Origin of the sequence: Pseudomonas sp. PDM02 (genome assembly GCF_014852285.1) — a bacterium.
Lineage (GTDB): Bacteria > Pseudomonadota > Gammaproteobacteria > Pseudomonadales > Pseudomonadaceae > Aquipseudomonas > Aquipseudomonas migulae.
Window position 1 is genome coordinate 553,732 of sequence record NZ_JACVBL010000001.1, and the last position, 13,781, is coordinate 567,512.

At 58.6% G+C, this 13,781-nt stretch carries 10 protein-coding genes, 1 tRNA gene and 1 pseudogene; 4 read left to right on the forward strand and 8 right to left on the reverse strand.

The genetic code is table 11. The annotated features are described in order from the left end of the window. Positions 1-406 precede the first annotated feature (406 nt). Entirely contained in the window at positions 407-1,633 is a 1,227-nt protein-coding gene (locus IB245_RS02450) for a hypothetical protein (RefSeq protein WP_192226336.1), read from the forward strand. Positions 1,634-1,702: 69 nt separating this feature from the next. Here the strand turns inward: IB245_RS02450 and IB245_RS02455 are convergent, their stop codons facing one another. From IB245_RS02455 to IB245_RS02465, 4 genes and pseudogenes are all read right to left on the reverse strand, one after another. Continuing rightward, positions 1,703-2,710, reverse strand: a complete 1,008-nt coding sequence (locus IB245_RS02455; RefSeq protein ID WP_192226338.1) for a S1C family serine protease — start codon at positions 2,708-2,710, stop codon at positions 1,703-1,705. Positions 2,711-2,722: 12 nt separating this feature from the next. Next, positions 2,723-4,369 (reverse strand): C40 family peptidase, encoded by a 1,647-nt coding sequence (locus IB245_RS02460; RefSeq protein ID WP_192226339.1) that lies wholly within the window; start codon positions 4,367-4,369, stop codon positions 2,723-2,725. Positions 4,370-4,564: 195 nt separating this feature from the next. After that, a pseudogene (locus tag IB245_RS29000) lies at positions 4,565-4,675 on the reverse strand (integrase); the annotation flags it as partial. Positions 4,676-4,799: 124 nt separating this feature from the next. Continuing rightward, a tRNA-Asn gene (locus IB245_RS02465) sits at positions 4,800-4,875 on the reverse strand. A 227-nt stretch (positions 4,876-5,102) separates the two neighbouring features. On the opposite strand from IB245_RS02465, the gene IB245_RS02470 reads away from it, so the two are divergent. Then, positions 5,103-5,333 carry a hypothetical protein gene (locus tag IB245_RS02470; protein ID WP_008007186.1) on the forward strand — a complete coding sequence of 77 codons (231 nt, stop codon included), beginning with the start codon at positions 5,103-5,105 and terminating at the stop codon, positions 5,331-5,333. On the opposite strand, the gene IB245_RS02475 is transcribed toward IB245_RS02470, so the two are convergent. Next, positions 5,330-5,539 carry a hypothetical protein gene (locus IB245_RS02475; RefSeq protein WP_192226340.1) on the reverse strand — a complete coding sequence of 70 codons (210 nt, stop codon included), beginning with the start codon at positions 5,537-5,539 and terminating at the stop codon, positions 5,330-5,332. The genes IB245_RS02470 and IB245_RS02475 overlap by 4 nt on opposite strands. Before the next feature lie 236 nt (positions 5,540-5,775). Further along, positions 5,776-6,972 carry an amino acid aminotransferase gene (locus IB245_RS02480; protein ID WP_008028323.1) on the reverse strand — a complete coding sequence of 399 codons (1,197 nt, stop codon included), beginning with the start codon at positions 6,970-6,972 and terminating at the stop codon, positions 5,776-5,778. A gap of 338 nt (positions 6,973-7,310) precedes the next feature. Here IB245_RS02480 and uvrB point away from each other — a divergent pair, with 338 nt between their 5' ends. After that, on the forward strand, positions 7,311-9,326 hold the full coding sequence (uvrB, locus tag IB245_RS02485) for an excinuclease ABC subunit UvrB (protein WP_008028321.1): 2,016 nt from the start codon (positions 7,311-7,313) through the stop codon (positions 9,324-9,326). Positions 9,327-9,457: 131 nt separating this feature from the next. Here uvrB and IB245_RS02490 read toward each other — a convergent pair whose 3' ends face one another. Then, positions 9,458-10,948 (reverse strand): MDR family MFS transporter, encoded by a 1,491-nt coding sequence (locus IB245_RS02490; protein WP_192226583.1) that lies wholly within the window; start codon positions 10,946-10,948, stop codon positions 9,458-9,460. A 49-nt stretch (positions 10,949-10,997) separates the two neighbouring features. Then, positions 10,998-12,047: an HlyD family secretion protein gene (locus tag IB245_RS02495; RefSeq protein ID WP_008028317.1), complete on the reverse strand. Its 1,050-nt coding sequence runs from the start codon at positions 12,045-12,047 to the stop codon at positions 10,998-11,000. A 220-nt stretch (positions 12,048-12,267) separates the two neighbouring features. Here IB245_RS02495 and gltX point away from each other — a divergent pair, with 220 nt between their 5' ends. After that, complete coding sequence (gene gltX / locus IB245_RS02500; RefSeq protein WP_192226342.1) at positions 12,268-13,749, forward strand: glutamate--tRNA ligase; 1,482 nt, start codon at positions 12,268-12,270, stop codon at positions 13,747-13,749. The last annotated feature ends 32 nt before the right edge of the window (positions 13,750-13,781 follow it).

Genomic DNA, 13,781 nt, shown 5'->3' on the forward strand with positions numbered 1-13,781 from the left:
GCGCCCCCAGGGGCGCCTTTTTACATGACATGACCCCGTACTGTAGGAGCCGGCTTGCCGGCGATGGCGGCCTTGAGAACGATGCATTCTTCAAGGCCCTCATCGCCGGCAAGCCGGCTCCTACAGGTCAGAGTTCATCTTTTCCAACGCCCACAAAAAAGCCGCTGAACCTTTCGATTCAGCGGCTTTTCGATCTTGCTGTCTGGCTCTCGACCTGGACTCGAATAGATGTATAAGCATTTGTGATTAAAAATTAATTGTTCTTTTTTCTAGAATCTTGCATTGGCACCGCATGGCTTGCTCATCAACTTCCGGAAGTTGGATTTAGAGAGCCATCCACGGGCAAATTGCCATTATCTGAGCTATACACATCCTTCATGGACATCCCACCCGGAGGGACCTATAGATGGATAACGCTGCGCCAATACGTCTGCTACCAGGCATCTGCGGATTTCGCCCAGAGTCCTCACGTGTTTCATTCTTTGTCGTTGCGCTGTCGCTAGCAGCGTCGTCCGGGCTGGCAAATGCTTATGACATGAACCCTGTCGATGTTGATTGCTGGGGTTTAGAAGCGCTCTGCCCCGCAACCAAATTGACGTCCAACATGAAGCAGCCCGTTCATGAGACCTTAACGCTGCTGGCCTACGACTATTACACGCATCCGGAATTGGCGGCGGGGGGGCGGGCAAAAACGTCGGCGGACAATCTGCGCAAAAGCGGAATTTTCAGAGATCTGGTTTTGGGCAGTGAGTGGAATGACGATCCCGACTCGCTACTCCGACAAAACATCGTGAAGGCTGTGCAGTGGAATGCACTCTTCAAAAACGCCCAGGAACAGGCACGGTGTAAGAAGGATAGTAGCCAGGCTTCTTGCAAGAATGTTGCTATTACCGACACACCCATGATGTTGTACCGTAGCCACTTCGGCGACTTCCAATTCCTCCACGCCATGGCCTCCCAGCCATCTGAGTCTGCCCAGGAAACCAAAGACAAGATCATGGCGTGGGCGAAATTCACCTACACCCTTTCGATCTCCTCCAATGACTTCAGCAATGAGACCATCGACGGCCCCGTAATCTCATCGTTTTCCACAATTTCGGCCACGCTACTGAGACAAGGCTGGACTGTGGGGGCATTGTTTGATCCGGTTCCAGGAGGGGAGTGGGAGAGTTCGTATAATCCGCTGAAGCTGGGTAGGTTTAAACCGTCCAATGTTCCGAGGGCACAGGTTAAATATCCAGCACTGGTACAAGGGGCAAGCGTTAAACATATCGCTTTAGGTTCATTGTTACATATGGTTCAGGACTCCTATTCCGATGCCCATGTAGAACGAGTAGCGGGCTGTAATCCGCTAAGTAAACAGCGCTATGGAATAGTCTCTTTCAGGGATTATGTGGCTCAATCGAGTGCTGACCACGGGCTCGCCGACGTTCGCCCTGATTGGTTAAACGCCGGGGACTTGGAAAAAAACAATCCGGTTTGGGCCTCGGCGCAACTTATCCAGTACTCATTCAATAAAGTGGCGTGGGACAAGGGCGTAGAGCAGTTTCTCGACAAAGAGGTTTTTCCGCTGACGAACCCAAGCAATCCTTCCTCGACTGGTGATCGCAAATGCTATTTGGGCACCAGTTAGTGGTAGCGATCAAGCCAGTCGGGCCAACCCGACCATCGATTAGCCAGGTACTAGCCTTGCCGACGGTTATTACATGCAGAACTCGGACTGGACAAGTTTGTAGATCGGGTCTTCGAGCCGCTGGAACTTGCAATAGTAAAGGTGCTCGCGTTTGCGTCCGTTCATGCTCGTGTACTGTCTGGATTGCAAATAGGTAAATTCGGATTTCGGGAATTGCGATTGTAGTTCGGTAAGAAATGCATTGCAGAACTCCGGGCTGCTGGATTTCTTTGTCTGCCACTCGCCCAGTTTTTCGACTGTCACATTCAGGTCATAACCCTCGATGCCGTGGATCTTCCTCCGGCATGCAGGGAAGGTAGCGCAACTGCCGTATGTCACGGATTGGGCGCCAGCCTGGTCAAGGAACGGCTTGGCGTAGTAGATCGGGATGACGTACGAGACCAACTGGCTAGACCTTTTGTAGGCGACTGAGATGCCGATGACCGTGCCATTGCTGCCAAACACGGGGCCGCCACTGTTGCCCTCGTTCAGTGCCAGATTGGTTTGCCACCAAGGCTTGTAGACGCCATCGATCTCGGCCAATTCCGCTGTTTTCATGCCGTTGGGTATCATCGCCAGCTCCCACCCGGCATACCCCAGAGCCATCAAGGGGGCAGCCATCGGCGTCGGCACGGCCGTGCCGATCGCAACGCTCTGCCAGCTCTCGCCATTGTCGCGGGGAGGTAATTGCAGCAAGGCGATATCGTTGGCCCTGTCACGCGCGACCACTGTGGCCTCCACGCTGCTAGCCCCCCTGCTGCCGACCTTGACATCGATCGTTTCGGATTCGACCGTGACATTTCCCACCGGGCGGATGACGTGGTCGTTGGTGATGACCAGCCCCGATTCGGAGACGATGAAGCCCGATCCGCTGCTTTCACAATTGCCATCGCCATTGGCCAGGACGCAGGTGTAGTGGATGCGTATCGTGGCGTCCCTGTTGTTCTCGAACAGGCAGCTTTCTTCCATGGCGTGCGCGGTACCCAGGGAAAAGGCCGCCAACAGCAGCGTAGTCGCGAGTTGATTCATGCCGTCCATGCGTCGCTTCCTTCAGGGAGTGAGGTCCAGTCGAGAGAGAGGCTTATAGCCTGCCCGCATCAGCTCAGTTTCGCTGTACGCCCGACGGCAAACGCCGCCGCAAGACGCATTGGCCGCTGATTCGATTACGGTATGGAAGCGTCCTTTCGGGCCGTTTGCGGTGCTTTCGAGAAGCCGAACATGTGACCCAGATTTGTTGACGATATCGCCGGGCCGCAGGTCCTCCCAAAGGACTGCGGCGCTTACTTTGGCATCTGGCAGGCTACGAGTTGTGTAGTAGGCCCCTGTTTGCCAGGCGTAGGAGACAAAACCTGAACAGTCCAGGCCCGTCGCGCCGGGATAGACGCAATTGGAATTGCGGCATGTGCAGTCCGAGCCCGCCAGCCTGCCGTCATTGAGGTGCTGCTTGAAGGTGTCGAGTGAACTGGCGTAACCGCCCCAGCGGTAGGGGATGGCCGTGACTTCCTTCTCCAGCAGCGCATCCAGCCGGCTGGGGCGGTGCCAGGTATTGGCCGTGGGGTTACAGAGGTTGGGAACCCCGGCTCGGCTGTAATTATTGGCATGCATGACCCACTTCAGCTCCAGCGCCTCGCGCGCCTTTTTCAAGATGCTCTGGCGGCTGACCTGTTGCAGGGCGACCAGGCCGACAGCGCTGGTTCCGTTCAACTGCTCCAACTGCTTGAGTGTGTCCTGTTCCGAGGCGATCAGCGCCACATCGGTGGGCCGGGCAATGGCCACCGGCTTGGCGGTACCGACTTTGGAAAACACCACGGGCTTGACGGTGACTTTCCCATCCTTGGCGAATGAAAGGCCGACGACCACACCGTTGGTCAATCGCGCGAAGGGGCGGCGGATATTACACGCGTAGGCATCGGGCGGCATGTACGCCTCGGCGGTGGGCGTGCCTTGCGCATCGGTTGTGATCAGGCGCACAAAGCTCAGTTCTTCGGGCGCTTTCACGGTTTCCTGCGTCGCAATCAGCGCGCCGTCATTGGCGCTAGCCCAGAGCATGCGCACATCGACCAGGCGTCGCTGAGAGGAAACGCTCGTCTGCTTGAACCCTGTGGTGGACAGTGCGTTGCTGCCCACTGCAAGCGTGGGCTTTTCCAGTTTGAAATCAAAGGACGCTGCGGCCACCTGGCCTGGGTCGGTGAGCGCGCCCAACAGCTTGCTGTCGATATTGATGGGCACCTGTTTGCCGGCGAGGTTCTCGAGCGTGAGCTGGCTGTCTGACAGCACCACGAAGCGGGGGGCGCCCGACTCGGGGTCGTAGCCGGTGGACGTGCGCGAGCTGACCTTGGCCGGCGCTGAAACCAGGGCCACGTCGCCCAGCGCGCCGGCCACCACATAGCCGGACGTCGTCGCGATCAAATCGACAGGGTCGAGCAAGTCGGAGGGCAGCTTGATTTCCGTGGCTGCCTTTGTACCGACGATCAGGATCTTCTGGTTGACGCTGTCCAGAATGGCCAACTGGCCATCGGGGCCAGGGGCGATGGTGGCCGGCCCCCTGCATTCTTCGTTGGGAATGCGCTCAACACCGACCTGGCCGACGTCATTGCCTATTGGCAAGTCAAGCGGACCGGTGATTTGAGCTTGAGTGACGGTGGATGGAAGTATGGTGGCTAGCAATACAACCCCGCAGCAAAACCTGGCGAGCATAGAACCTCCCACTGGCTATAGCGTAAATGCCGTTTACTGCTGGCGTGTGCTGTCAGTAGGCTAGCACTGCTTCCGTTTTCCTCAAGGTGAGATATCAATATAACGGCATGTAGTTCCGAGCGATGTTCGATTGCATGGTAATGATAAATGTACGGGTCAATGACAAGCGGCGACGGTTCCGCTCTCTAGATGGGTGGGCGCGAGATGATGGGTGATTTGCTCGTAGTGTTCGCACGTATAGGCCGCCCGCAATTCGTGGAAGCCTTTGAGGTGGTGCTGATAGAGGAGGTGTCGGGCGGGGCGGACTTGAAGGGCGAAAACGGTTGGTGCTCACCGGAATCCGACGGAATGCCAAAACGAAAAAACCCGCCAAAAGGCGGGTTTTTTCGGGTGTTTCAGAGACCTTGGAAGCTTTCTCTGGAACCTTGTATGGCTCCACGACCTGGACTCGAACCAGGGACCCAGTGATTAACAGTCACTTGCTCTACCAACTGAGCTATCGCGGAATGGCGTGTATGTTACTGATTCAAAAAGAGAAGTCAAGCACCTGTTGGCAATTTGAGCGATTCGTCGGGACGGACGGCGGTTTATCGGTGATTGGCGGTTACCAGAATCGCACCAGAGGTCTACCATGGCCGCCCGGAAGTGGTGACACGCGCTGCCGGCCATTCGCCGAAAAGGTACGCGCCATGAATCACCCAACCCTCACACTTCGCCACAACGAGGTGTTCGCATGAGCATCGCTCAGATCAGCCTGCCCAAAGGCGTCGGTCCGCACGCCGAAAAACTGTTCGACGCAATCACTCAGGCCAGCACCGCTGACGAATTGAATCGCGCTGGCGGCAAGGCCGAAGGTTTTGTCCTGGGCCTGGAAAGCACCAAGGCCATCAAAAGCCAGGTCGCCGAGTCGCTGTACGTCGCTTATGACGATGCAGCCAGCCAACGCGCGACCGAACTGGCTTAACCGCCGAACGTAATGGTGGCGAGCATCAGTTTGGCGTACAGCAGTGTCGCGCCCAGTTGAACCAGCCACAGCGCCAGGCCGCCAAGAAAGACCCCCGCAGCCACTTGCAGCACCAGGTTGTTGCCGCGTTTGGCCGGGGTGCGGGGGATGAAGTCATTCAGCTCATCCAGGTCATCGCGCTCAGCGCGCAGGTCATCGTTTTTCATATCGGCTCACATCGAATTCAGTGGTGTACACAAACCTTGTAGGAGCCGGCTTGCTGGCGATTGCGTCCGTCCAGCCAATAAATAAGTTGACTGACCCACCGCTATCGCCAGCAAGCCGGCTCCTACAGGGTAGATGTGTGCAGTCTAGAGGGCTTGGTTGGCGGGTTGAGAATAATCTGCGGCCAATAAAAAACGGGAAGCCCAAGGGCTTCCCGTTTTGTTTAGCGCTTGAGGACTCAGATCACCGCAACGATGGCCTTGGTCACCACGTCGATGTTGCTCTGGTTCAGCGCGGCAACGCAGATGCGGCCGGTGTCCAGGGCGTAGATGCCGAACTCGCTGCGCAGACGGGTCACTTGCTCAACCGTCAGGCCGGAGTAGGAGAACATGCCGCGCTGACGACCGACAAAGCTGAAATCGCGCTGAGGAGCCTGTTTCGCCAGCAGGTCAACCATCTGGGTGCGCATGCCGCGAATCCGCAGGCGCATTTCGGCCAGTTCTTCTTCCCATTGGGCGCGCAGTTCCGGGCTGTTCAATACAGCGGCAACGATGCTTGCACCGTGGGTCGGCGGGTTGGAGTAGTTGGTGCGGATCACGCGCTTGACCTGCGACAGCACGCGCGCGCTTTCTTCTTTCGATTCGCTGACGATCGACAGGGCACCAACGCGCTCGCCGTACAGCGAGAACGATTTGGAGAACGAGCTGGAAACGAAGAAGGTCAGGCCCGACTCAGCGAACAGACGCACGGCTGCGGCGTCTTCGTCGATGCCATCGCCAAAGCCCTGGTAGGCCATGTCGAGGAACGGCACGTGACCTTTGGCTTTCACCACCTCCAGAACGTTTTTCCAGTCCGCCGGGCTCAGGTCAACACCGGTCGGGTTGTGGCAGCAGGCGTGCAGCACAACGATCGAGCCGGACGGCAGGGCGTTCAGGTCTTCCAGCAGGCCGGTACGGTTAACGTCGTGGGTCGCGGCGTCGTAGTAACGATAGTTCTGCACCGGGAAACCAGCGGTTTCGAACAGCGCGCGGTGGTTTTCCCAGCTCGGGTCGCTGATCGCCACGACGGCGTTCGGCAGCAGTTGCTTGAGGAAGTCGGCACCGATTTTCAGCGCGCCAGTACCGCCAACGGCCTGAGTGGTGATGACGCGGCCAGCAGCGATCAGCGGCGAGTCATTGCCAAACAGCAGTTTTTGCACGGCCTGGTCGTAGGCAGCGATGCCGTCGATCGGCAAGTAGCCACGGGAAGCGTGTTGAGCGACGCGAATCGTCTCGGCTTCGACAACGGCGCGCAGGAGTGGAATTCGCCCCTCCTCGTTGCAGTAAACACCGACCCCCAGGTTGACCTTGTTGGTACGGGTATCGGCGTTGAATGCTTCGTTGAGGCCCAGGATTGGATCGCGTGGTGCCATTTCGACAGCGGAGAACAGGCTCATTTTTGCGGCGGCTCTGAATGGAGTGTGGAGGGACGTGTCGCGCTCCAGCCGAATGCACTAGAGCGGTGCACAAACGGGGAGCTAGTATAGAGGTCATCCGCGATTGATGGCGACAGTCGATTCGGCTTTTACCGTAAGTTTTTCCGATTATTTTTCGACCGTTAGTCGATTGATCGCGTCAGAGGCTTCAAGGGATGTAGGACGTTTGCCTTGAAAGCGAGGGCAATCGACTCCACATTGAGCACAATCCAGTTTTTTCCTCGGGCGACGTCGGTCGTTTGCGGTCTTTCTCGTTCCTGTCCGGTTTGACCGCGTACGGGTGAACCCAGAGGTATTTCATGTCTGAATTCCAGCTAGTCACCCGCTTCGAGCCCGCCGGCGACCAGCCGGAAGCCATCCGCCTGATGGTCGAGGGCATCGAAGCCGGGCTGGCGCACCAGACGTTGCTCGGTGTGACCGGTTCGGGCAAGACGTTCAGCATCGCCAACGTTATCGCCCAGGTTCAGCGCCCGACGCTGGTGCTGGCGCCGAACAAGACCCTGGCCGCGCAGTTGTACGGCGAATTCAAGGCGTTTTTCCCTAACAACGCTGTCGAGTATTTCGTTTCCTACTACGACTACTACCAGCCTGAAGCGTATGTGCCGTCCTCGGACACCTTCATCGAGAAAGACGCCTCGATCAACGACCACATCGAACAGATGCGACTCTCGGCGACCAAAGCGCTGCTGGAGCGCAAGGACGCGATCATCGTCACCACGGTGTCGTGCATCTACGGTCTGGGCAGCCCGGAAACCTATTTGAAAATGGTGTTGCACGTGGATCGTGGCGACAAGCTCGATCAGCGCGCCTTGCTGCGCCGTCTCGCCGATCTGCAATACACCCGCAACGACATGGATTTCGCCCGCGCGACCTTCCGCGTGCGCGGTGATGTGATCGATATCCACCCGGCAGAATCCGATTTCGAAGCGATCCGTATCGAGCTGTTCGACGACGAGGTCGAGAGCCTGTCGGCCTTCGATCCGCTGACGGGCGAGGTGATTCGCAAGCTGCCGCGTTTCACCTTCTACCCGAAAAGCCACTACGTGACGCCGCGAGAAACCCTGCTCGACGCCATCGAGGGGATCAAGGTCGAATTGCAGGAGCGCCTGGAATACCTGCGTTCCAACAACAAACTGGTGGAGGCGCAGCGCCTCGAACAACGTACCCGTTTCGACCTGGAGATGATCCTCGAACTGGGTTACTGCAACGGCATCGAAAACTATTCCCGCTACCTCTCGGGTCGCGATCCAGGTCAAGCGCCGCCGACCTTGTTCGATTACCTGCCGGCCGACGCCTTGCTGGTGATCGACGAATCCCACGTCAGCGTGCCGCAAGTCGGCGCCATGTATAAGGGCGACCGCTCACGTAAGGAAACGCTGGTGGAATACGGTTTCCGCCTGCCGTCAGCGCTGGACAACCGGCCAATGCGCTTCGATGAGTTCGAAGGCATCAGCCCGCAAACGATTTTTGTCTCGGCCACGCCGGGCAACTACGAGGCGGAACACGCCGGGCGTGTCATTGATATGGTGGTGCGTCCGACCGGCCTGGTGGACCCGCAAATTGAAATCCGCCCGGCGTTGACTCAGGTCGACGATCTGCTTTCGGAAATCACCAAGCGCGCTGCAGTGGATGAGCGGGTATTGGTCACGACGCTGACCAAGCGCATGGCCGAAGACTTGACCGATTACCTGGCCGACCATGGCGTGCGCGTACGTTATCTGCACTCGGACATCGACACCGTGGAGCGCGTGGAAATCATCCGCGATTTGCGCCTCGGCACGTTTGATGTGCTGGTGGGGATCAACCTATTGCGTGAAGGCCTGGACATGCCGGAAGTGTCCTTGGTGGCGATTCTCGATGCGGACAAGGAAGGCTTCCTGCGTTCCGAGCGCTCGCTGATCCAGACCATCGGTCGCGCGGCGCGTAACCTCAACGGTCGGGCGATTCTGTATGCGGATCGCATCACCGGTTCCATGGAGCGGGCGATCGGTGAAACCGAGCGTCGTCGCGACAAGCAGATCGCCTTCAACCTGGCCAACGGCATTACGCCGAAGGGTGTGTTCAAGGACGTCGCCGACATCATGGAAGGCGCCACCGTGCCGGGCTCACGCAGCAAGAAGCGCAAAGGCATGGCCAAGGCTGCCGAGGAAAACGCCAGGTACGAAGCGGAATTGCGTTCGCCGGGGGAAGTCGCCAAGCGGATCAAGGCGCTGGAAGAGAAGATGTACCAGCTGGCTCGCGACCTGGAATTCGAAGCGGCGGCGCAGATGCGCGACGAGATTGCCAAGCTGCGGGAGCGGTTGATCGCGGTTTGAGATTTGTGGCGAGTATGCGGGCCTCTTCGCGGGCAAGCCTCGCTCCTACAGGTTTTGCATCGTTCACAACATGGATGGTCGATGCAAAACCTGTAGGAGCGAGGCTTGCCCGCGAAGGCCGCACCACCGATTTAATGTGCTTCTCCAGCCTTCAACCCCGCCGGCAACTGCTTGGTCAACAACACCGCAATCATGCTGATCCCCAGCGCAATCCCGACAAAGTGAAACGCATCGTTGTAAGCCATGATCGACGCCTGCTGATGCGCAATTTCACTGAGCTTGCCCAGCGCCGCCGCTTCACTGCCTAACCGGTCCGTCAGCGACGCCATGCGCTCGGCGACCTGCGGGTTGCTCGGCACAATCGATTCGCGCAAATAATCAAAGTAGGTCTTGGTTCGCGCATCCAGCAACGTGGCGAGGAGGGCGATGCCAATGGCGCCGCCGAGGTTGCGCAGGATGTTGAACAGGCTCGACGCCGAGCCAGCGTCCTGCGGCAGGATATACGCGGTGGCGATCAGCGAGATGGTCACCATGATCAGGGGCTGGCCGAGTGCGCGGATGATCTGGATCTGGTTGAACTGCGGTCCGGCGAAATCCGGGTTCAGCACCCCCGAGGAAAAACTCGCCAGGCCGAACAAGCCGAAGCCCAAGGTGCACAGCCATTTCGGCGAGATGACCTTCATCAGCTTCGGCACCAGCGGAATCAGGAACAGCTGCGGCACGCCCATCCACATGATCACTTCGCCGATCTGCAGGGCGTTGTAGTTCTGGATCTGCGCCAGGTACAGCGGCAACAGAAAGATCGAACCGTACAACCCGACCCCCATTCCCAGGCTGGAAATACTCGACAAGCCGAAATTGCGATTGCCCAGGATCCCAAGGTTGATCAGCGGATTGGGTTTGGAAAACTGCACGATCACAAAGGTGATCAGGCTGATCAGCGCGATGCTGCCCAGGGTCACGATCAGGTTTGATTCCAGCCAGTCTTTGCGATGGCCTTCCTCCAGAAAAACCTGCAAACAACCGAGGCCGATACCGAGCGTAAGAATCCCCATGTAGTCGGTGCTTTTCAGCAGTTCCCAGTGCGCTTCTTTTTTCTCCAGGCCATACATCAGGCCGGCGATCATGATCAGGCCCGGCGGAATGTTGATGTAGAAGATGTATTCCCAGCCCCAGTTTTCCGTCAGCCAGCCGCCGAGCGTCGGGCCGATGGAGGGCGCGAACGTTGCGGTCATGGCGAACATGGCCATGCCTTTGGCGCGATGGTGTTCGGGAAGCTTGATCAGCGTCAGGGTGAACGCCAGCGGGATCAGCGCGCCGCCGGTGAAGCCTTGCAGCGCGCGGAAAATGATCATGCTTTCCAGGCTCCACGCCATCGAGCAGAGCAGGGACGAGGCAAGAAATCCAAGCGAAACCCACACCGCCAGACGGCGTGCGGACAGCAGCTGCACCAGCCACGCCGTCAGCGGAATCATGATGATTTCCGCGACCAGGTACGACGTGGAAATCCATGAGCCTTCTTCCAGCGTCGCCGACAGCGCGCCTTGAATGTCCTTGAGCGACGAGTTGGTGATCTGGATATCGAGCACCGCCATGAAGGCGCCGAGCATCACGCTCATCACGGCGATCCAGTCCCGCCGGGTCGGTTCGCCGGCCGGGCGGATCAGTTGATCACCGGCCATCGTCAGGGGTGTCTTTGATGTTCACTTTGGCGGTGACCGACATGCCCGGACGAATCTTGCCGTGCAGCGGGTTGTCCGCGGCGAAGGTCAGTTTTACCGGAATCCGTTGTACGACTTTGGTGAAGTTGCCCGTGGCATTGTCCGGCGGCAGCAGGCTGAACTGTGCGCCCGAGGCGGCGAACAGGCTGTCGACCCGGGCTTCGATTGGCGTGTCGCCGTAGGCGTCGAAGGTCAGTTCGGCTTTCTGGCCGGGCTGCATGTGGCCGATCTGGGTTTCTTTGAAGTTGGCCTGAATCCAGATGTCCTGATCCGGGACGATCGACAGCAAATAAGCGCCGGCCTGCACGTATTGGCCTTCGCGGGCGGCACGCTGGCCGATCATGCCGCTGATGGGCGCGTGGATTTCGCTGCGGGTCAGGTTCAATTCAGCCTGGGCCAGATCGGTCTTGGCGTTGGCGATCATCGCGTCGAGGCGCTTGATCTCGGCGCTGAGGGAGTTGACTTGCTGGCGCTGACTTTGTGCGTCTGCCTGGGCCTTGGTCACCTGCGAGCGGGCGATGTGGGTATCGGCGGAAAGGGTGGTCACGCGCTCTTCCGACACGTAGCCGGGTTTGCGCAGGGTTTGCGCGCGGGACAGGTCAATCTGCGAGCGACCGAGGCTGGCCTGGCTGGATGCGACTTGCGCTTCGCTGGAGGCGATCAGGCTGGCTTGCTGCGTCAGTTTGCTCTGGGCTTGCAGGCGTTCGGCCTGGCGGGTGGCGAGGGCGGCGTTGGCGCGGTCGACAGCGAGGTGGAAGTCATCGCCTTCGAGCTTGATCAGCAACTGGCCCTTTTCGACGTGCTGGTTGTCCTGCACCAGCACCTGATCGATGCGTGCGCCCAACTGGCTCGACACACGGGTGATCTCGCCCTGGACATAGGCGTTATCGGTGCTTTCATAAAACCGTCCCTTGAAGAACCACTGGGCAAACAAGGCCCCGGCAATCAGCAGGACGATCAGCAGGAAAATAGACAGGCGACGCTTGAGTTGGGCAGGCATGGGGCAAACTGTAGTCGAGAAATTGTAAGGAAAGTTATCAGCAGGCGAATTTGTCATACAGTCGATAGTGGGTAAATGCCATCGGCTGATAATCCACCATTCATCCCGGCCCAGGCCCGTTGTAGACGCAAACTTGGCTTAAATGCCCTGCTCACTGGAGCCGGGCGGGCAACGCCTGTTACCATTCGCCCTTTGTTTTATCTTCATTTCGAGACTTGCCATGACCACCGTCCGCACGCGCATCGCGCCATCGCCTACCGGGGACCCCCACGTAGGTACCGCTTACATCGCTTTGTTCAACTACTGCTTTGCCAAGCAGCACGGCGGTGAGTTCATCCTGCGGATCGAAGACACCGATCAGTTGCGTTCGACCCGCGAGTCCGAACAGCAGATTTTCGACGCCCTGCGCTGGTTGGGCATCGACTGGAGCGAAGGCCCGGACGTCGGCGGCCCGCACGGTCCTTACCGTCAAAGCGAGCGCGGCGATATCTATCAGAAGTATTGCCAGCAATTGGTCGAGATGGGCCATGCCTTCCCGTGCTTCTGCACCGCTGAAGAGCTGGACCAGATGCGCGCCGAGCAAATGGCTCGCGGCGAAACCCCGCGGTACGACGGTCGTGCACTGCTGCTGTCCAAGGAAGAAGTTGCACGTCGCCTGGCCGCTGGCGAACCGCACGTGATTCGTATGAAGGTGCCGAGCGAAGGCGTGTGCGTGGTGCCGGACATGCTGCGTGGCGACGTCGAGATCCCGTGGGATCGCATGGACATGCAAGTCCTGATGAAGACCGACGGCCTGCCGACGTACTTCCTGGCCAACGTGGTCGATGACCACCTGATGGGCATCACCCACGTGCTGCGTGGCGAAGAATGGCTGCCTTCGGCACCGAAACTGATTCTTCTGTACGAATACTTCGGCTGGGAACAACCGGAGCTGTGCTACATGCCGCTGCTGCGTAACCCGGACAAGAGCAAGCTGTCCAAGCGCAAGAACCCGACCTCGGTGACGTTCTACGAGCGCATGGGCTTCATGCCGGAAGCGATGCTCAACTACCTGGGGCGCATGGGCTGGTCGATGCCGGACGAGCGCGAGAAGTTCTCGCTGCAGGAAATGGTCGACAACTTCGACCTGAACCGCGTCTCCCTCGGTGGGCCGATTTTCGACATCGAGAAACTGTCGTGGCTCAACGGCCAGTGGCTGCGTGACCTGCCGGTGGAAGAGTTCGCCAGCCGCTTGCAGACCTGGGCGCTGAACCCCGAGTACATGATGAAGATCGCGCCGCACGTGCAGGGCCGCGTTGAAACCTTCAGCCAGGTCGCACCGCTGGCCGGGTTCTTCTTCGCCGGTGGCGTGAACCCGGATGCCAAGCTGTTTGAATCGAAGAAATTGTCGGGTGATCAGGTTCGTCAGTTGATGCAGTTGATTCTGTGGAAGCTGGAAAGCCTGCGTCAGTGGGAGAAGGACAGCATCACCGCGACCATTCAAGCGGTGGTCGAGTCCCTGGAATTGAAGCTGCGTGACGCCATGCCGCTGATGTTCGCAGCGATCACTGGTCAGGCGAGTTCGGTGTCGGTGCTGGATGCGATGGAAATCCTCGGCCCGGACCTGACGCGTTTCCGTCTGCGCCAGGCCATCGACCTGCTCGGTGGCGTGTCGAAGAAGGAAAACAAGGAGTGGGAAAAACTCCTGGGCAACATCGCCTGATGAACACCGTCCTGTAGGAGCGTTGCTTGCTC